General features: G+C 44.9%; 15 protein-coding genes. 7 read left to right on the plus strand and 8 right to left on the minus strand.

Features of this window, described 5'->3' with window-relative positions; translation table 11 throughout:
* Positions 1 to 16 precede the first annotated feature (16 nt).
* The gene (locus J4N45_RS22305) at positions 17 to 1,582 is read right to left on the minus strand and encodes an arylsulfatase (protein WP_252017100.1); all 1,566 of its coding nucleotides are present in this window, start codon (positions 1,580 to 1,582) and stop codon (positions 17 to 19) included.
* A 332-nt stretch (positions 1,583 to 1,914) separates the two neighbouring features.
* On the opposite strand from J4N45_RS22305, the gene J4N45_RS22310 reads away from it, so the two are divergent.
* Both J4N45_RS22310 and helD read left to right on the plus strand, forming a co-directional pair.
* Entirely contained in the window at positions 1,915 to 3,462 is a 1,548-nt protein-coding gene (locus J4N45_RS22310; RefSeq protein WP_234496868.1) for an arylsulfatase, read from the plus strand.
* A 143-nt stretch (positions 3,463 to 3,605) separates the two neighbouring features.
* A complete protein-coding gene (gene helD / locus J4N45_RS22315) occupies positions 3,606 to 5,666 on the plus strand; it encodes a DNA helicase IV (protein ID WP_252017102.1) in 2,061 nt (686 codons plus the stop codon).
* An 85-nt stretch (positions 5,667 to 5,751) separates the two neighbouring features.
* Here the strand turns inward: helD and J4N45_RS22320 are convergent, their stop codons facing one another.
* The gene (locus J4N45_RS22320) at positions 5,752 to 7,497 is read right to left on the minus strand and encodes a methyl-accepting chemotaxis protein (protein ID WP_252017104.1); all 1,746 of its coding nucleotides are present in this window, start codon (positions 7,495 to 7,497) and stop codon (positions 5,752 to 5,754) included.
* Between the two features lie 291 nt (positions 7,498 to 7,788).
* Between J4N45_RS22320 and J4N45_RS22325 the strand changes: the two genes are divergently transcribed.
* Positions 7,789 to 8,382 carry a beta-phosphoglucomutase family hydrolase gene (locus J4N45_RS22325; RefSeq protein ID WP_286036920.1) on the plus strand — a complete coding sequence of 198 codons (594 nt, stop codon included), beginning with the start codon at positions 7,789 to 7,791 and terminating at the stop codon, positions 8,380 to 8,382.
* 42 nt (positions 8,383 to 8,424) lie between these two features.
* Here J4N45_RS22325 and bamJ read toward each other — a convergent pair whose 3' ends face one another.
* The gene (bamJ, locus tag J4N45_RS22330; RefSeq protein ID WP_042471405.1) at positions 8,425 to 8,898 is read right to left on the minus strand and encodes a BamJ family beta-barrel-assembly machinery protein; all 474 of its coding nucleotides are present in this window, start codon (positions 8,896 to 8,898) and stop codon (positions 8,425 to 8,427) included.
* 10 nt (positions 8,899 to 8,908) lie between these two features.
* Positions 8,909 to 9,535, minus strand: a complete 627-nt coding sequence (locus J4N45_RS22335; protein ID WP_503058218.1) for a thiol:disulfide interchange protein DsbA/DsbL — start codon at positions 9,533 to 9,535, stop codon at positions 8,909 to 8,911.
* Between the two features lie 142 nt (positions 9,536 to 9,677).
* Here J4N45_RS22335 and J4N45_RS22340 point away from each other — a divergent pair, with 142 nt between their 5' ends.
* Complete coding sequence (locus J4N45_RS22340; RefSeq protein ID WP_156110942.1) at positions 9,678 to 10,304, plus strand: OmpA family protein; 627 nt, start codon at positions 9,678 to 9,680, stop codon at positions 10,302 to 10,304.
* Between the two features lie 80 nt (positions 10,305 to 10,384).
* Here J4N45_RS22340 and J4N45_RS22345 read toward each other — a convergent pair whose 3' ends face one another.
* Together J4N45_RS22345 and J4N45_RS22350 are read right to left on the minus strand one after the other, a co-directional pair.
* The gene (locus J4N45_RS22345; protein WP_252017106.1) at positions 10,385 to 12,133 is read right to left on the minus strand and encodes a formate--tetrahydrofolate ligase; all 1,749 of its coding nucleotides are present in this window, start codon (positions 12,131 to 12,133) and stop codon (positions 10,385 to 10,387) included.
* A gap of 168 nt (positions 12,134 to 12,301) precedes the next feature.
* Positions 12,302 to 13,609 (minus strand): inosine/guanosine kinase, encoded by a 1,308-nt coding sequence (locus J4N45_RS22350; RefSeq protein ID WP_042471864.1) that lies wholly within the window; start codon positions 13,607 to 13,609, stop codon positions 12,302 to 12,304.
* Between the two features lie 210 nt (positions 13,610 to 13,819).
* On the opposite strand from J4N45_RS22350, the gene J4N45_RS22355 reads away from it, so the two are divergent.
* Positions 13,820 to 14,776 (plus strand): sensor domain-containing diguanylate cyclase, encoded by a 957-nt coding sequence (locus J4N45_RS22355; protein WP_252017108.1) that lies wholly within the window; start codon positions 13,820 to 13,822, stop codon positions 14,774 to 14,776.
* Between the two features lie 32 nt (positions 14,777 to 14,808).
* Here J4N45_RS22355 and J4N45_RS22360 read toward each other — a convergent pair whose 3' ends face one another.
* Positions 14,809 to 15,288 (minus strand): CreA family protein, encoded by a 480-nt coding sequence (locus J4N45_RS22360; protein ID WP_252017109.1) that lies wholly within the window; start codon positions 15,286 to 15,288, stop codon positions 14,809 to 14,811.
* A 72-nt stretch (positions 15,289 to 15,360) separates the two neighbouring features.
* On the opposite strand from J4N45_RS22360, the gene J4N45_RS22365 reads away from it, so the two are divergent.
* Positions 15,361 to 15,861, plus strand: a complete 501-nt coding sequence (locus J4N45_RS22365) for a hypothetical protein (RefSeq protein WP_252017110.1) — start codon at positions 15,361 to 15,363, stop codon at positions 15,859 to 15,861.
* A 124-nt stretch (positions 15,862 to 15,985) separates the two neighbouring features.
* Entirely contained in the window at positions 15,986 to 16,636 is a 651-nt protein-coding gene (locus tag J4N45_RS22370) for an HAD-IA family hydrolase (protein WP_042471422.1), read from the plus strand.
* Between the two features lie 78 nt (positions 16,637 to 16,714).
* Here J4N45_RS22370 and J4N45_RS22375 read toward each other — a convergent pair whose 3' ends face one another.
* On the minus strand, positions 16,715 to 16,927 hold the full coding sequence (locus tag J4N45_RS22375; protein ID WP_234496860.1) for a TFIIB-type zinc ribbon-containing protein: 213 nt from the start codon (positions 16,925 to 16,927) through the stop codon (positions 16,715 to 16,717).
* Positions 16,928 to 17,177: the final 250 nt, after the last annotated feature.

The following is a 17,177-nucleotide window of genomic DNA, read 5'->3' on the forward strand; positions in this document are numbered from 1 at the left end:
CTTTCATCCAACTCGATTACTTCATCTGTTGAACTTGTTGTTGAAGCTGCTCAAGTTGCTTAATCTTGCCTTGCAGACCAAGAGATTGGTAGCTGATTGCGGCAGGGTTCATCATTTGACCTTGCTGCATTGGGTAGTCAGGCAATGTCTTGAAGAAGTCACCCAGTACATCTTGAATTGGTACGAACAACCACATGTTGTCTGCCATCCAGCGCAGGTACATACCTGATTCGTGTGGGGCTTTCTCGAATGGGTCCGCACGAAGGTGAATGATCTTCGGCCAGTTTGGAGAGAAGCGAACCGCGTCAGTGATGTTACCTTCTAGTGTCGCGAAGTGCAGTTTCCAATCATTCCAACGAACCGCGTTTAGCTCACCATTTGCTGTGAAGTAAAGTAGTGATTCACGAGGTGCTTCGTCAGTTTTACCTTCAAAGAACGGTCTAAAGTTGTAGCCATCAATGTGTACGCGCCAATCTTTACCGTTAGCTTTATAGCCTTCAGCGAGTTTTTCTTTCACATCAGGAACGCCAGCGGCATCAAGCAGAGTTGGCAACCAGTCTTGGTGAGCCATCATTTCATTGATGCGAGTACCTGGTTCAATCACGCCAGGCCAGCGAACTAACTGAGGAACGCGCATACCGCCTTCCCATGTTGTGCCTTTCTCGCCATGGAATGGTGTCGCGCCGCCATCAGGCCAGCTTACTGTCTCTGCACCATTGTCAGTAGAGTAGATAACGATAGTGTTGTCAGCAATTTTTAGCTCATCAAGTTTGTCTAGCAAGATACCGACGTGGTCGTCGTGCTCTAACATACCGTCAGCGTAGATTGAGATACCAGATTTACCTTGGTATTTCTCTTGTAGACGTGTCCAAACGTGCATACGTGTGGTGTTGTGCCAGATGAAGAAAGGTTTGTCAGCTTTAACGGCTTTTTCCATGAACGCCAAAGAGGTTTCTAAGAACTCTTCGTCGGCATGCTCCATACGCTTACGAGTCATAGGACCGGTATCTTCAATCTTGCCGTCCGCGTAAGATTTGATTACACCGCGTGGGCCATAGTTCTTACGGAACTCTGGGTCTTTCGGGTAGTAGTAAGTCTCTGGCTCTTCTTCAGCGTTTAGATGGTAAAGGTTACCGAAGAACTCATCGAAACCGTGTTTAGTAGGAAGGTGTTGATCTTGGTCACCTAAGTGGTTTTTACCAAACTGGGCTGTCATGTAGCCTTGTTCTTTCAACAAGTCTGCAATAGTAGGAGCCCAGTCAGGAATACCGTGTGTAGAACCAGGCATACCGATGGTCAGAAGACCAGTACGGAATGGTTCTTGACCAGTGATGAATGCCGCACGCCCAGCGGTGCATGATTGCTGTCCATAGTGATCCGTAAATAGTGCACCTTCATTAGCAATACGGTCAATGTTTGGGGTTTCGTAGCCCATCATGCCCTGGTTATACGCGCTAATATTCCAGTAACCAACATCATCACCAAAAATCGCTAGGATGTTTGGTTGGTCTGCTGCGACTGCTGCCGAAGATGTAGCAACCAGGCCTACGCCCATTGCAATCTTACTTAAGTGGTTCGCCATTCTAGACTCCATCGTCTTTTAACTTATTGGATTTGAACGAGACACCTGACGGTATCTGTATGCTCGGCACTTTAGGTCAGGCTAGAGGCAAAGTCGTCTTATAGAGACTATAAAAGAAAGTTATATTGGTCTTTCATGGTTAATAAAATCAGTGGGTTATACAGAGAATAAACGCCGTTTATATCATTTGAGAGAGTGTGACAATATTCTCAATTACAACCGATGGAAGTGTGAGGTTGGATCTAAGAAAAACGCTTTGATTAGTGGAGGTTATGCATGATTGCGACTATACGTTAATGGGCAGGACGCAACCAACTAACGTAGAGGTATACATGACAACGACTACAAGGTTTAAGCGGAGCTTAGCTGTATTGGCTACCGCGTTAATTGGTGTTTCAGCAAGCAGTTATGCTGAGGATAAGCCCAATATCCTCGTCATTTGGGGTGACGACATCGGACAATCAAACGTCAGTGCTTATACATTTGGCTTAATGGGCTATAAAACGCCGAATATCGACTCCATCGCGAAAGATGGCATGATGTTTACAGATTATTATGGGGAACAATCCTGTACAGCAGGACGCTCGACATTTATTACCGGACAAAGTGTACTTCGTACTGGGTTAAGTAAAGTTGGTCTTCCAGGCGCTGACCTTGGATTGCAAGCAGAAGATGCAACTATTGCTGAACTGCTCAAACCGCATGGCTATATGACGGGTCAATTTGGTAAAAATCACCTAGGTGATAAGGATGAGTTCTTACCGACCAATCACGGTTTTGATGAGTTCTTTGGTAACTTATACCACTTGAACGCCGAGGAAGAACCTGAAAACGTCGACTATCCAAAAGATCCTGAGTTTCGCAAGCAGTTTGGTCCTAGGGGCGTTATTAAGTCTTACGCGGACGGCAAGATTGAAGATACCGGGCCACTCACTCGTAAACGTATGGAAACCGTAGATGAAGAGACGCTATCAGCGGCGCTCGATTTTATGGATCGCGCAGTTGAGGCGAAGAAGCCATTCTTCGTTTGGTGGAACGCGACTCGAATGCACTTCCGTACCCACGTTAAAGAAGGCAACTTAGGTAAATCAGGGATCAGCTTTTATGCTGATGGCATGATTGAGCATGATAACCATGTTGGTGAGCTCCTCAAAAAAGTCGACGAGCTCGGTATTGAGGATAACACCATAGTGTTCTACTCAACCGATAATGGACCACATATGAACACTTGGCCAGATGCTGGTCTGACGCCATTTCGTGGTGAAAAGAACACCAACTGGGAAGGCGCGTACCGAGTTCCAGCCATGGTTAAGTGGCCTGGGAAAATTGAAGCGGGCTCAGTGTCTAATAACATCATGCACCATATGGATTGGCTACCAACCTTCTTGGCAGCGGCGGGTGAGCCTGATGTGAAAGAAAAACTCCTCAAAGGTCACCAAGCGGGAGATAAGAACTTTAAGGTTCACCTTGATGGTTACAACTTCCTTCCATACTTAACTGGTGAATCAGAAGAGTCTCCACGAGCAGAGATTTTCTATTTCTCTGATGATGGTGACCTTACCGCGCTCCGCTACAACAACTGGAAAGTGGTCTTTATGGAGCAGCGCGTAGAGGGCACACTTCGTATCTGGGCAGAACCGTTTGTTACTTTGCGAGTTCCTAAGATTTTTAACTTGAGAATGGACCCATATGAAGTCGCAGACGTTACCTCGAACACATACTATGACTGGATGCTGGATAGGGTTTACCTGCTAGTACCAGCGCAGGTGTACGTAGGTAAGTTCTTAGAAACCTTCAAAGAGTTCCCACCAAGGCAAAAAGCAGCCAGCTTCAACTTAGATGAAGTGATGGATAAGCTTCAGACTCCAACCAACAAGTAATCAATAGTGACAAACGCTCCCACGAACAGGGAGCGTTTTTATTTGGATTCTTTTTCACACTTATTACATAAACTTGGATGGAATTAGCCTTGCGATACAGTAGACTACAAACATAAAACACAACAACGCTATTCAGATTTATCATGCTGCTAACCGCTACTCCCACTGCTGAAATGTTCACTCAACACGAGTTTCGCACTATCGAACTGCAACAACATTGCTTGGTGCTTCACTCTGTGAGGGCAGAAGTGCGGATTCCATTTTGTGAATGGAGTGGCAAGCTCGGTGTGAAAAGAGGACTGATATGGTCTTCTATTACGGTTCACGCCCATGAATCTGACAACAAACAAGTTCAATGGGTTGTGCAAGGCTTACCGTGGCAAGAAGCACAACGCTTTGCGAAGCATGCGGTATCGGTATATCAAAGCTGGCATCAAGAACAATGTACACTTCTGAAAGCCTACCTACCTAAATGGGAACAGGAGCTCAATCGCCTGCGAACATTGCCGCAGTTTCTTCCTCAATCGATGATGAACAATTGGGTTGCTGAAGTAGACAGCCAGTTTCTTGAGATGAATATGTCGATTGCGGAAGCAATGCGCACTATGCCGAACCGAATTCAAAAACTGCTTCCTTGGATTGAGGATGCTCCCCATGCTTTGCAAGAGAGAAATGTAAATTGGTTAGAAGAAGAGCGGGAGAACTGGCAGGTTCTGTTTTCACAATCTGAATCCTCGCCAATGAACTATTCACAACAGTTGGCGGTTCTGCACAACAACGATCAAAACCTTATTCTAGCTGGTGCGGGGTCGGGCAAGACAAGCGTATTGATGGCGAGAGTATCTTATCTTTTGCAGAGTCATCTCGCGCAACCTGATCAAATCTTGCTGGTGGCATTTGGACGAGAAGCCGCGCAAGAAATGCGTGATCGTCTTGAGCGGAAACTGGGTAAGACTGCGGATGAAATTTCCGTGCTGACCTTTCACCAGCTTGGTCTCCAAATCCTCAAAGAAACGGAAATCCAGCCTCCGAAGCTTTCGCCATTGGCAACAGAGTCTTCGCAAAAAACAGGTTGGTGTATTGAGTGGCTCAAAAAGCATTGGATGACACCGACCAACTTTAAACGTTGGCAAAAGCATTTGTCTAAGTGGCCTATTGCCTATTTGAAGGGCGATGAAGAGCTAGGTAGTCAAAGCGAGAACCCTAAACTCATCGCGTGGCTGGAGCAGCAACTTGATCAGCTTATCGCCACCGGATTAAACAAAAAGGCCATTCAGGAAAAAATCATCGATGAGGCAGATTACACTCGCTTAAATAGTGAGCTAGCGCTTTGTTGGCCATGCTATCAAGCATGGCAAAAAATGCTCAAAGACAACGATCAAATTGATTTCACCTCGATGATTACAAATGCCACGAAACGTGTTTCGTCTCGTAAATTTTCATCGCCGTGGAAGTTTATTATGGTCGATGAGTATCAAGATATCTCGCCGGATAGGCTTGCTCTTGTACAATCGCTGTGTGAACAGAAGGGTAATACGGCATCATTGTTTGCTGTGGGGGATGATTGGCAGTCGATATACCAGTTCACGGGGTCTGATGTGGATCTGACCACAGAATTTGGTCAGCGCTTTCCCGATTCTTCAATCCATTTACTCGACACGACATATCGATTTAGTGACAAGCTGCTTGAGGTCTCCTCAGACTTTATTCAGGCCAATCCAACGCAGTTAACCAAAGAGATCAAGAGCCATAAGTCGGTTAAACAAAAGGCGGTGGTAGTAGAGCACGGTAACCGTGTTGAAAAAATCCTAGATGACCTTAATAGTAAAGCAAAGGTGACTAAATCAGTGCTGTTGTTAGGTCGCAACCATTACCACAAACCTGAGCTTTTCGACGATTGGCGCAAGCGATTCTCAAATCTATCGCTCGACTACATGACTTGCCATGCCAGTAAAGGTAAAGAAGCTGACTTTGTCATCATTGTTAATGCCGATGAGGGACAGTTCCCAGCGAAGCGTAAGTTTGTTCACCTCAACGATGCGCTGACTTCTGGCACCGATACATACCCTCATGCAGAAGAGAGACGTTTGTTTTATGTGGCAATGACTCGAGCCAAAGTGAAGATTTGGGTGACTTACCAATCCTCACCATCGCCGTTTGTTCGAGAACTCACGGAGCATGAACAGGTTATCGTAAAGAAGTAAGGCGCTCGTCGCAGAAAAACAAAGGCCTCTGTTAAAAACAGAGGCTTTTCTTTTGGTATTTAGTATTCCTATTTGGGGCGTAATACTAAATTTTGAATACAGAGATGGCTTTATCCATATGTTGAGTTTGGTTTGATACCTTTTGAACTTCCTCGATACAAGCCGTGGCATTGTTCATATTGTCCGTCGAAATCTGGTTTAGGTCTGTAATCGATTCGCCCACTTGGTTCATTACGATGCCTTGCTCTTCGATTGCAGCGGCGATTTGTTCCGAGTTGGATTGAATACGCGTCATGTCATCAGATATTTGCTGAAGTGCGGTGTCGAGTTTCGCAGAAGCACTCAGTGTTTCCGCACCTTGGGTGTTGCACTGTTCGATATCATCAACGACGGTTGTCATTTGAGATTGAATAGCGGAGACAAGATTCGTGATTTCCTCAGTAGACTGGTGAGTACGACTCGCGAGAGCGCGTACTTCATCGGCCACAACTGCGAAACCACGACCTTGCTCACCGGCACGAGCAGCTTCAATAGCCGCATTCAGTGCAAGTAAGTTCGTTTGTTCGGCAATATCTTGAATGATGTGTACCGCTCCACCTATTTTGCCGACATGGTCATTAAGAGAGCGTATCTCGTTATTGCTTTCTGCGAGCACTGCTGAGAGTGATTGAATGTTGCTAACCGTATCGTCTACGAATTGACGGCTCTGTACCGAGTTGCTTGATGCTTGGTTTACCACATCTGCCGCGTGATGCGTCGTTTGCGAAATCTCATCAATAGTCGTCACCATCTGTTGTACTGCTGTCGCCATTGAGTTGGTGTGATCGCTTTGATTGTGGAGCTGTTCGACGACGTTTTGCAGTTCAGCACTCATGCTCGCACTGCTGTTTTTTAATTGGCTTGACTGTTGTTGTGTGTCAGCAATCAGGTGTTTAAAGCTGTCGATTAACGAGTTAACTGCCTGCCCGATAGAAGCCATTTCATTGTTGCCTTTTACGCTCACTCGGTGTGTTAAGTCGTTGTTTTGTGCTATGCGTGAGATAGTGGTTTGCAGTAGGTCCACGTCTCGACCAATAGAGCGAAGGATGGTCGTGATAAGAGCGATGATCGCCAAAATTAGACCGACGGAAATAGTCCACTTAATTGTTGTCAATGACTCTACAGCTTCATCCAACGCAGCTACCATGGTTTGATTGAATGCTTCGAAATCCGTTTCAATACTATGTGAACGGCTACGAGTGTCGCCTAATAATCCCTGATTGTACTTAAAGCCTATGGTTGAGCGCTGTGCTAATACCTCTGCGCTGATTTGGTCTAGGTACGCAATGCCGGTAGGGACGAGGGTAAGTTCAGAGCCTGACAAGACTGCTCGTTCCAGTTCAACCAATGCAATGCTAGGTTGTGACATAATCTGTTTATCTAGCTCTGTCATGAACTGCCCGAGCAATCCTGACTGATGTGACAATCCGAGCTGCTTGTATGCCGTCACAAGGCGAGTAAAGGTATCGCGATAGCTGGCAAGTTCTTGTTCTAGCTGATTTGGCAGGTTTACACCAGATTCGGAGAGCGTCTGATCGAGCTGTCGTTTTTGATCTAGGAAGAGTGCAACATTTTGGGTGAACTTATCTAGGTACTTGTCATCTTTCCTCAACAAAAAGTCTTTTTCATTACGGCGTAAGTTGAGCAGCGTCACTTCGAGCTTTCCTAGTTGAGTCATAGCGCTCGATAGGTTTTCTGCATGTCGAGCGAAATAGGTACTGCTTGCCAGTACCGCTAGAATCGCCATAAGTGACAGAGACCCGAGAATGATAAGTTGATGCTTTATCTTCATATTGAACCTTAATACTTTCTGAATCCTTACCTAAACGTCTTCAATGGGAGAAGACGAAATCATGCAAGTTTTGTTATTATTTGTTGTCGATGCCCTTTTGGGTCGCGCAATATAGCAAGCTATTGATTTCTAGTCTCTGTTAGCAGTACTACAAACAAAAAAATGGAATCGACCGCATATTAAACGCACGAATATGTTTCCATGTTGATATAAATATCGGTAATAGAACGCCGTTCTTTAGTGATTTTTCTCGATAATCGATTTTGAACCGACAGCGAAGGAGTTAACGTCTTGTTACAGCTGGAAAAGTATGACGCAATTATTTTTGATATGGATGGCACTCTGTTAGACACCATGCCTAATCATGACAGAGCATGGGAGATTACGGCTGAGAATTTTCAGTTTCCCTATGATCAAGCGTGGTTACATTCATTAGGTGGAATGCCAAGCTATAAAATTACTGGTGAGGTCAATAAGCGTTATCAGCTTAATTTAGACCAAGGTGAAGTGTCGAGATTTAAAATGCGTACCTTCACAACGTTGCCTTTTGAAGGACAAATCATTGAGCATACGTTCGAAGTGTACAAACAACATATAGATGTTAAACCAATGGCTATCGGTACGGGAAGCCAGAGAGATTCGGCAATTCGACTTTTAAGAGAAGCGGGCGTACTTGACGATTTTGAGTGCGTGGTTACAGCAACAGAGGTGGAAAACCACAAGCCAAATCCAGATACATTTGTAATAGCGGCAGAAAAAATGGGTAAGACGCCCGAGAACTGTGTGGTCTTTGAAGATACCCAACTGGGACTTCAAGCCGCTCATGCTGCTGGGATGGATTGCTACCTAGTAACGGAATCTGGATTTGAGTTTTATCCGGTATAAACAAAAACGCCCCGTTTCAAATGACGGGGCGTTTTTTAGAGATTATTGAATTTCAAGTAACTCTACATCGAAGATCAATACCGCAGAAGGTGGGATTGGACCGGTACCGCTTTTGCCATAGCCTAACGTGCTAGGGATGTACAAGCGGAACTTATCGCCCTCTGACATGTACTGCAAACCTTCCGTCCAGCCTTTGATGACTTGGTTCAGACCAAAGCTGATTGGTGTACCGCGATCGACTGAGCTGTCGAATACAGTACCGTCGATGAGCGTACCGTGATAGTGCACTTTTACCTTGCTCGTTGCTGTTGGCTTTTCCGTGCCTTCACCTTTTTGAAGCACTTCATACTGCAGTCCACTTTCTGTGGTGATCACGCCTTCTTTTTTGCCATTTTCAAGTAGGAATGCTTGTCCTTGCTGAAAGTTCTCTTCAGCGGCTTTGCTGTTACCCCAAGTACGGTAAATCATAAATGCTGCCAGAAGCAGAACAATAATAGGAATTAGAATTTTAGACACGAGTGTTCCTTTATTTTGTTTTTAGATAGTTGATAGTTTCAGCAATCTCATCGATTCCCTGATGGCCAGAAATCATGACTTCATACTTGCCGTTAACGATGAAGGTAGGTACAGCGTTAATTTGCGCTTCCATAGACACCGCTTCAGCCTGCTCTAGATAGGTGAACAACTGCTCTTGCTGAGCTTCATCGAGTGCGTACGGGCTAACCATGTTGCGAGACTCGAAAATACGGTCCAGCTCGGCTTTCTTTGCGGCTCCATCAAGGTCACGGTCTTGCACCAGTGCAAACAAGCTGTCTTTCATATCCGCAGGGACATTGCCGCCTTCCGATTGCATTACGGCTGTGTAGAAAATCATGGCAGCAATTTTAGCGCTATCATTGAACATGACATGCATTTTGCCTAATTTGGAATCAATCTTAGACTCTAGCTCAGGCAGCATTGGCTCAAGGTTACGGCAATGACCACATCCTAGAGAGAACACTTCCGTTACTTGAGGTAGTCGGTAAGTCGATAGATTGGTATCTAGGGTACGGTACTGTTTGCCTTCGGTTGGCGTAGAAGAATCGCTACAAGCAGCTATAGATGCAACGAGTGCGAGAATGGCAAGAGACTTAGAAAATGTTTTTAACATCATAATGCTTCTAAATGGATTGGATGCAGAGAGTTTAACGTTGAATGAGTAGACCGCACAAGAGGGGAATAAGCGAAAGATTTTTTGTAAAGGTTTCGCTGCTTTGGTCGATATAAACAGCATGATTGAGATTTAGGAGTTGGCGATGTTAATGCTAAAGCGAGTGGTGTGGTTAACCTCTGCGATTGTACTCGCAGGATGCAGTTCAGTGTCCGAGACAACGAGTAAGATGTTTCCAGAAATGTTAGAAACAGCGCCCCGCAGTGAGCACGACGTCATGCACCCAGAGTGGGCGGATGCTCCTATCATGTCGACTGCTAAGGTTGGTGGGCCAAATGGTCAATATCGAAGTCACTCTTGGGATGAGTTGGAAACCTATCTTGTGAATCAAGGGCTGGATTATGAACTCATTCCTGGTGACTACGTCATGATTCGCCTAAAACAAAAAATCCATTTCAATACGGGTTCTGCGAATGTTGCTGATGGTTCGGCAATGTGGTTGGAGCAACTGGCGAATTTCTTGTCTCGTCAACAAGGTGTAGACGTGGTGATTGGTGGGCACACGGATAACACGGGTACTGTTCGCTTGAATGATTCGCTGTCTGACAAAAGAGCTGAGTCAGTGAAACGCACCTTGATTGGAAAGAACGTACCAAGACAGATGATTTATACCAGAGGGTATGGTGAGTACGTTCCTGCGTGTACGAATACGACTCAATTTGGTAAAGCATGCAATCGTCGTGTAGAGCTGACCTTGATTGTTGCCCAGTGATGTAAAACTCTTAATCTTAGAAACTAAAAAAGCGACGGAGAACCGTCGCTTTTTTAGTATTTCAGCAAGCTTAACGCTAATTAGCTAAGACCAACGATATTGCCTTCGTCGTCGAGATCTAGGCTCATAAATGCTGGTTTGTCTGGAAGACCCGGCATAGTCATTACATTGCCACAAAGTGCATAGATGAAACCGGCACCCGCACATAAGCGTAACTCACGGATAACGACATCAAAGCCAGTCGGTGCACCTTTTACACTGCCATCAGTAGTGATGGAAAGTGGTGTTTTAGCAAGACAAACCGCTAGGTTATTGAATCCATGTTTCTTGTAGATTTCTAGCTGCTGCTGAGCCTGGTAAGACAAGGTTACACGAGCCGCACCGTAGCCCACCTCACACACTGTCATCAGCTTCTCTTCGATAGATTGCTCTGCCGTGTATAGCGGTTTAAAGTTCGCGTCAGTTGCGCATGCTTCAATGACTTTTTCAGCAAGAGCTACTGTGCCTTCACCACCTTTCGAAAAACCTTCACTGAGAGCGACTCGGCAGTTGCTGTCTAGTGCTTCGACCCACTCTTGTAGTAGCGCAAGCTCTTGCTCACTATCTTGCGGGAAGCGGTTGATCGCCACGACAGCAGGAACGCCGTATTTTGCCACATTGTTGATGTGCCATTTCAGGTTTTCAAAGCCAGCTTCTAATGCCGCAGTATCTTCGCCGTAGATGCTGTCTGGGATGGGAGTGCCAGGCTTAAGATCGTATAGACCAGAGTTTGCTTTCAGACCTCGAAGCGTTGCTACAATCACTGCGCAATCAGGTTTCTTGTCCGTCGCAGAAGCTTTGATGTTACAAGCCTTCTCAAAGCCCATATCAGAACCAAAACCACCTTCTGTCACCGTAAAGTCACTCAGTTTTGTGGCGATGCTATCCGCGATAATCGATGAATTACCGTGAGCGATGTTTGCAAAAGGACCTGCGTGGATAAGTGTCGGTACGCCCTCTAGCGTTTGCATAAGCGTTGGTTCAATCGCTTCTTTCATGCTAACCGCCATTGCACCCGCTACTTGTAGGTCTTCGGTGGTCACAGGTGTGCCGTCAATAGAGTAGGCAACAACAATCTTACCAATGCGGGTACGAAGATCTTTTAAATCTTTCGATAGGGCAAGGATCGCCATTAACTCTGATGCTGCAGAGATATCAAAGCCATCTTGGCGCTCGTAGCCATTGATCGTTTTGTTTACTTCGTTTTGACCGACGGTGACCATGCGTAGGGCTCGGTCGTTGTGGTCGACAACGCGTTTCCATACCACGTTTTTACTATCAATCTTAAGCGCTTTAAGACCAGTGCGAGATTCAAATGCTTCAAAGCCTTGACGCTGTTCATGGTAAATACGCGCGTCAATCGCCGCGGCCGCCAGGTTGTGAGCAGCAGTCACGGCGTGGATATCGCCTGTTAGGTGTAAGTTTAGCTCTTCCATTGGTGCAACTTGAGAATAGCCGCCGCCTGCTGCGCCGCCTTTAACACCAAAAATAGGGCCCATAGATGGCTGACGGATACATGCCATTACGGACTTGTTTAGCTTCTTTAGGCCTTGAGATAAACCAATGGTGGTGACGGTTTTGCCTTCGCCCAACGGGGTAGGAGTGATTGCGGTAACGACAATCAACTTACCATCACGGTTGTCTTTTAGGCGCGAGACCGCATCCAGTGTCACTTTCGCTTTGTGAAATCCTTGCGGGTGATACTCGTGGTCAAGAAGACCAGCTTGTTTTGCAATGTCAGAAATAGCAGAGAGTGACGTCGTACGACAGATATCGATATCAGATAGCATTAACGGTCCTTAAAAAGCCACAAAATTAATGAGGAAAACGTTTGCGTCGAGATAATACTGGTTAAAAATGCTTTGTAAAGTTAAATATTCAGAGGGCTGTTCTAAAAGTAATCAGCCTTCTGTTATTTGTATGTTTTAAAAACAAAAAAGGGCCGAAGCCCTTTTTTATTAACGATCCCAGTACGCTTCCTCTAAGCTGTCTTCTCTCTCAGGAAGAGCACGGGTGAGTCTAGGAGAGTGTTGGGTTAACACTTCGTAGCTAACTCGGTTTGCGTACTTACAAATTTGAGAGAGTGACGAATAAGTCAAACATGGTGCAACATGCTTGTCTGAGTCTGGTACATTTTTGCTATGGAATGAGTTTGCAGTCATGTCATGCAGTAATGCTGACAGTGCACCATCTCCTGCACCATTGGTGTTCTTGATCTTTAGTGGACCGCCTAAGTAAGGACCAATGTGAGAGTAGACTTTTTGCGGATCAGAACACTCGTCCTTTCTCATCGCTCGGCTAAACTCAAACTTGTTGAAGTCTACAAACTCGTCAGCAGAGATAAGTTCGTGTGTTGTCTCTCTTAGTGTGACGTTGTCACAGTAGCCTGCCATGTAGAGGCCTTCTGGACCCGCGGTACACAATACTAGATCAACCCAATCAAGTGCTTTGTCAGCGGCTTTTAGCGGGTCGGCGAAACCGGTCAACGCTTCACCTTCTTCTTCGTTCATCGCAACAATGGTGACGTTTTCTTTGATGTAGTCTTGCCAGAACTTCTCATTACCTTCGATAACCCATTTAGTACCCAGAGTAAGAACGACTGGTACAGATTTCTGCTTTGCAATTTCAACGGCACGAGCGACAGCTTGAGGCATCGGATCTTCAGGTTTGCCACGCATAAGGTAAGAAGAAACAACAAGTGCAGAAGCCTTGTCAAACACTGACTCAGGTACACTCTCTGGTCGAAGCTGGTTCATCTCACCTTCGTTGATAGCGAAGGTGCGTTCGCCATCATCAGTGATAAGCGTGTAGCAGCGCCCAATAGGACCATCAACCGTCTGTAGATGGTTTAGGTTCATTCTCGACGATGTGCGGCACAGGTAACGATATCCATATGACCCAACTTGAATGTTTTTAGACATTACGCCGAGTAAGACAGATTTGCTGTCCGCGAGGACTGAGTAGTTGTGAAGGGTATTACCTATAGTATCGCCAGGGAATTGATGTGTAATCAGCTCCTTTTCGACAAGTTCGGCATACAGAGCATCCGCTTTGCTCTCTTCGAGTACGAGTGAGTGTCCTTTACTTAAATCGTATTTAGCTAGGAAGTCATCATCAACACGTGCTTCAATGTCGACGATTGTTTGCCCGACACCAACAATTGTCGGGCGGTATAGTTTTGGCGCTGATTGCGCCTGACTCACAGAAAGATCTTTCTTACTGGTCGGGAAATAGTGTTTTGACTTGCGTTGTCCAGGGAATTTCATAGTAAAGGCTAGCGGATCAAAATTTGCGGGCATAATATCACAATGCTGCAATTTTTGTTTCATCTAATTACATTGAATTTGTGATTTACAGCAGTGCAAAAGTGCGAAAAACAGCTCACTCCATGTCGTAAAGTGCAATGTGTATCCACTTTGTTGAAAAGGTTATATGCGATACTAATATGTAACTGAGTTTATAATGAGGTGGGTCGTATGAATATTGATAATCTCAGCATTGCAGAAATACGAGCGGTTCTGAGTCGCCTCGACTGTTATTTTTTTGTGAAAGACCAAGACCTCAAGTACACCTATGTCAACGACGCAGTGGCACGTCTTTTTGAAAAGTCAGCAGAGGAAATTGTCGGACGTGATGACTCTCAGTTTTTCGACTTGACGGTATGCCATGAGCTGTTGCTGAATGATCGAAAAGTCCTTGCGGGAGAGTCCATCTCTCAGGTGGAAAAGAACACAGATCTTGATGGAAAGGTTCGTCATTTTCAGAATCTAAAAACGCCAATTTATGACGATAGAGGTCGGGTGGTCGGGGTGTTCGGCCTTGCTATTGATATTTCAGACTCGATAGCGAAACATGACAAACTTGAATACCTAGCGATTCGAGATGTTCTAACGGGCGTATTCAATCGCCGTTATCTTGAGTTGCAAATGAAAAAAGAGATCGCCTCGCATGTAAGGCATAGTAAACCTTTGTCGTTTGTCATGTTTGATATAGATAATTTTAAATCTATCAACGATGAGTATGGCCATAGCATCGGCGATTATGTACTGCAACAAGTCGGTAAGGTCATGGTGACTTCGGTAAGAGAAGAGGATGGGTGTTTTCGCTTTGGTGGTGATGAGTTTGCGCTGTTGTTGCCACACACTTCATTAGCTTGTGCGTTTCAACTAGCAGAACGTCTACGTAAGTCGATAGCAAAACTCACTTTCTTCTCGGAAGATGGTGAAGAATTCACGATAAACATTAGCTTAGGCGTTTCTCAGCTTTCAGAGAGCAATCAAGGATTGTTTATGGCTAAGGCTGACGGGGCACTAATGGCGGTGAAACGCAATCATGAACAGAAAAATGCAACGCTGGTACATTGCGAAACGCATTCTCAGATTGCCAGTTGCTCTCGGTGCCAAGATTATGAAGCGTGCTTGACTAAAGATTAGAGCCAACGATGTGTGTCGTTGGCTCTATTCGTTTATTGCTGTTCTAGCTCAACCGGTTTGGTTGTGTATGCCTTGGTACCCCAAAGAGGAACGGTCGATAGGCTGTGCTTAAAGCTTCCCGACGTCTCTTTTGTTGAGTAAGAAAGATACATCAGAGTTTGGTTATCAGCATCGTATATTCTGCGAACTTTCATGCTTTTGAAAAAGATGCTTTTAGACTTCTTAAAGACTATTTCGCCTGATTTTGACTTATCGATCTCTGCAATCATCTCTGGCGTTATTTCACCTGTTTGACGGCAAGAGATAGAGCTGTCACTTGGGTCGGAAAGGCTGAGATCCGCTTCAATACTAGCCACATGGCAGGTTACGCCAGTGACGATAGGGTCGTTAAGAGTGTTGAGTTTAATATCTTTTAATGTGAACATACCCAACGACACATCGCCCACTTCCTTATCACCACAGCCATAGAGGGCTAGGGTGGCAAGTGGGACCAGCATAAGCTTTTTAAGCATAAAGGTTTCCTTTTTAAATTAGGCTTTTATATACCATAACTAAGGTTACCAAAAAAATCGAATAGGATTGATATGAAAGATATAGCCACGCGTCTACAAAATAATAAAAACCAGTGGCTGGCGAGCCAAGTCGAGGGTGGTTATCCAACAAAAGAGAGCTTAAAAGGACGTGATCTTTATCTAGAGGCGCAATCAAGTTGTCATCTAGAGCCTTTAGAAGCAGGCCATGAAAGCGCCTCTGACATCGAATGGCATTTGGTTGATTTTCATCGATTAACTATTATGTTTTCGATTCTCCAATCCAAACGATGGGCAAACGAAAAGCATCAGCAGCTGATTGTCGAGTTTTTAACTCAGATCATTGTTGAACCTGCTCACTCCCTTTATCTCGGCTTCTTAAAAGGGAATCCAATTGCCGCAGCCATGCTATGCCAAGAAGGTGAAACAACACTTATCTCAGACATAACGTGTGACAATGAAACTTGTTTAATCGATAGTGATTCGCTTGCAGCTTCTCTAATACAAAGTGTTGGGATTGCAACAAATTCGCAGATTTGGTTAGAAAAACGGTGATCAATGGCTGAGTTTCGCGGATTTGTCGTTTGAAAGCGTCAAACTTTCGATTCCATCTACGTTTGGGGCAGCAAACCATATTAATATTTGACGAGAATTAAGTATAAAAGGTCGTGGAAACGTCATGTCAGGTATTAAATGTGTGTTGTTTGATTGTGATGGAACTCTAGTCGATAGTGAGCGACTTTGCTGTGAAGCGATAGTAGAGACTTTCAAGCAAGTCGGCGTTACTCTTCGATTAGAGGCGGTGTTAGATAATTTCTCTGGTGGCAAAATCGCAGATGTGCTTTCTTCTGCTCAATCTTTAGCAGGTAGTCATGTCTCTTTGGATTTACTCGAGCCAATCTACCGTGAACAAACCGAACAGCTTTTTGAAAAGAAACTCAAACCCATGGATGGCGCGGTAGAGCTTCTGGATTACTTGGATAGTTCTGGGATTGAGTACTGTGTTGTCACCAATAGTCCGACCCATAAAGCTCAGAAAATGCTGGCAACAGTTGGTTTAGAAGAGCGTTTTAAGAATGGGATTATTTCTGCTTTCGATGCGAACAGTTGGAAGCCAGAACCTGACCTTCTGCAGTATGCGGTCACTATGATGGGTTTCCTACCTGATCAGTGCTTATACATCGATGATACTTCGAAAGGTGTCAACATGGGCGTTGCTGCGGGCATACAGACCATTCATTTTGCTCTGTCTTGTGATTACAAACAGAGCGCCTCGACCTGTTTAACATCCATGAGTGACGTCATTAAACATATAGAATCTATCGATTGATTTTCTATTCTCGTAGGGTCAATTCGGTGTAAGAGCCGACATTGATCCCTGTGATGCTTGAAACAAACATTCGCAGCTCTAGTGGATCAGCTGGACGTGTTTGATACTTGGGATGTGTTTTTGAGCAGTCGTTTCTTGGTAAACGAGTAAACTATGATGTGAGAATTGTTGGGTATAGTAGCCACAGTCTGCGCATATAAAGGTTTCACTGTCTTCCGACAATAGTCCCTCATCTGAGCCACACACAGGGCAAAGACCAAGTGGTTGGTGGGACGATTTTGATTTTGTCATAAAACCCCTTTAGTAAGCAGGACGAGTCTTGTTCTTAAATTGTAATACTATTCAGCGCATCTCTCTTGAATAACTCAATATTTTGCCAATGTAATGCGACAAATATCACTTATGGTAGCGTTAGGTTTTGCACGTTAAATAAAACCCGAATGTTATACGGGTGGTTTTATAAATTCCTCGGTGAAAAATGATGAAAGAATCGAGGGTATGTAAAAAAATAGACCAGCAAGGCTGGTCTATTCCGGAAAGA

The organism is Vibrio sp. SCSIO 43140, from assembly GCF_023716585.1.
Lineage (GTDB): Bacteria > Pseudomonadota > Gammaproteobacteria > Enterobacterales > Vibrionaceae > Vibrio > Vibrio maritimus_B.

Bases quoted from the DNA above. Each gene is read 5' to 3' on its own strand.
- helD (WP_252017102.1), top strand. From the start codon at position 3,606: ATGCTGCTAACCGCTACTCCCACTGCTGAAATGTTCACTCAACACGAG.
- J4N45_RS22340 (WP_156110942.1), top strand. From the start codon at position 9,678: ATGTTAATGCTAAAGCGAGTGGTGTGGTTAACCTCTGCGATTGTACTC.
- J4N45_RS22320 (WP_252017104.1), bottom strand. From the start codon at position 7,497: ATGAAGATAAAGCATCAACTTATCATTCTCGGGTCTCTGTCACTTATG.
- J4N45_RS22350 (WP_042471864.1), bottom strand. From the start codon at position 13,609: ATGAAATTCCCTGGACAACGCAAGTCAAAACACTATTTCCCGACCAGT.
- J4N45_RS22335 (WP_503058218.1), bottom strand. From the start codon at position 9,535: ATGATGTTAAAAACATTTTCTAAGTCTCTTGCCATTCTCGCACTCGTT.
- J4N45_RS22345 (WP_252017106.1), bottom strand. From the start codon at position 12,133: ATGCTATCTGATATCGATATCTGTCGTACGACGTCACTCTCTGCTATT.
- J4N45_RS22310 (WP_234496868.1), top strand. From the start codon at position 1,915: ATGACAACGACTACAAGGTTTAAGCGGAGCTTAGCTGTATTGGCTACC.
- J4N45_RS22375 (WP_234496860.1), bottom strand. From the start codon at position 16,927: ATGACAAAATCAAAATCGTCCCACCAACCACTTGGTCTTTGCCCTGTG.
- J4N45_RS22370 (WP_042471422.1), top strand. From the start codon at position 15,986: ATGTCAGGTATTAAATGTGTGTTGTTTGATTGTGATGGAACTCTAGTC.
- J4N45_RS22355 (WP_252017108.1), top strand. From the start codon at position 13,820: ATGAATATTGATAATCTCAGCATTGCAGAAATACGAGCGGTTCTGAGT.
- J4N45_RS22365 (WP_252017110.1), top strand. From the start codon at position 15,361: ATGAAAGATATAGCCACGCGTCTACAAAATAATAAAAACCAGTGGCTG.
- J4N45_RS22360 (WP_252017109.1), bottom strand. From the start codon at position 15,288: ATGCTTAAAAAGCTTATGCTGGTCCCACTTGCCACCCTAGCCCTCTAT.
- J4N45_RS22305 (WP_252017100.1), bottom strand. From the start codon at position 1,582: ATGGCGAACCACTTAAGTAAGATTGCAATGGGCGTAGGCCTGGTTGCT.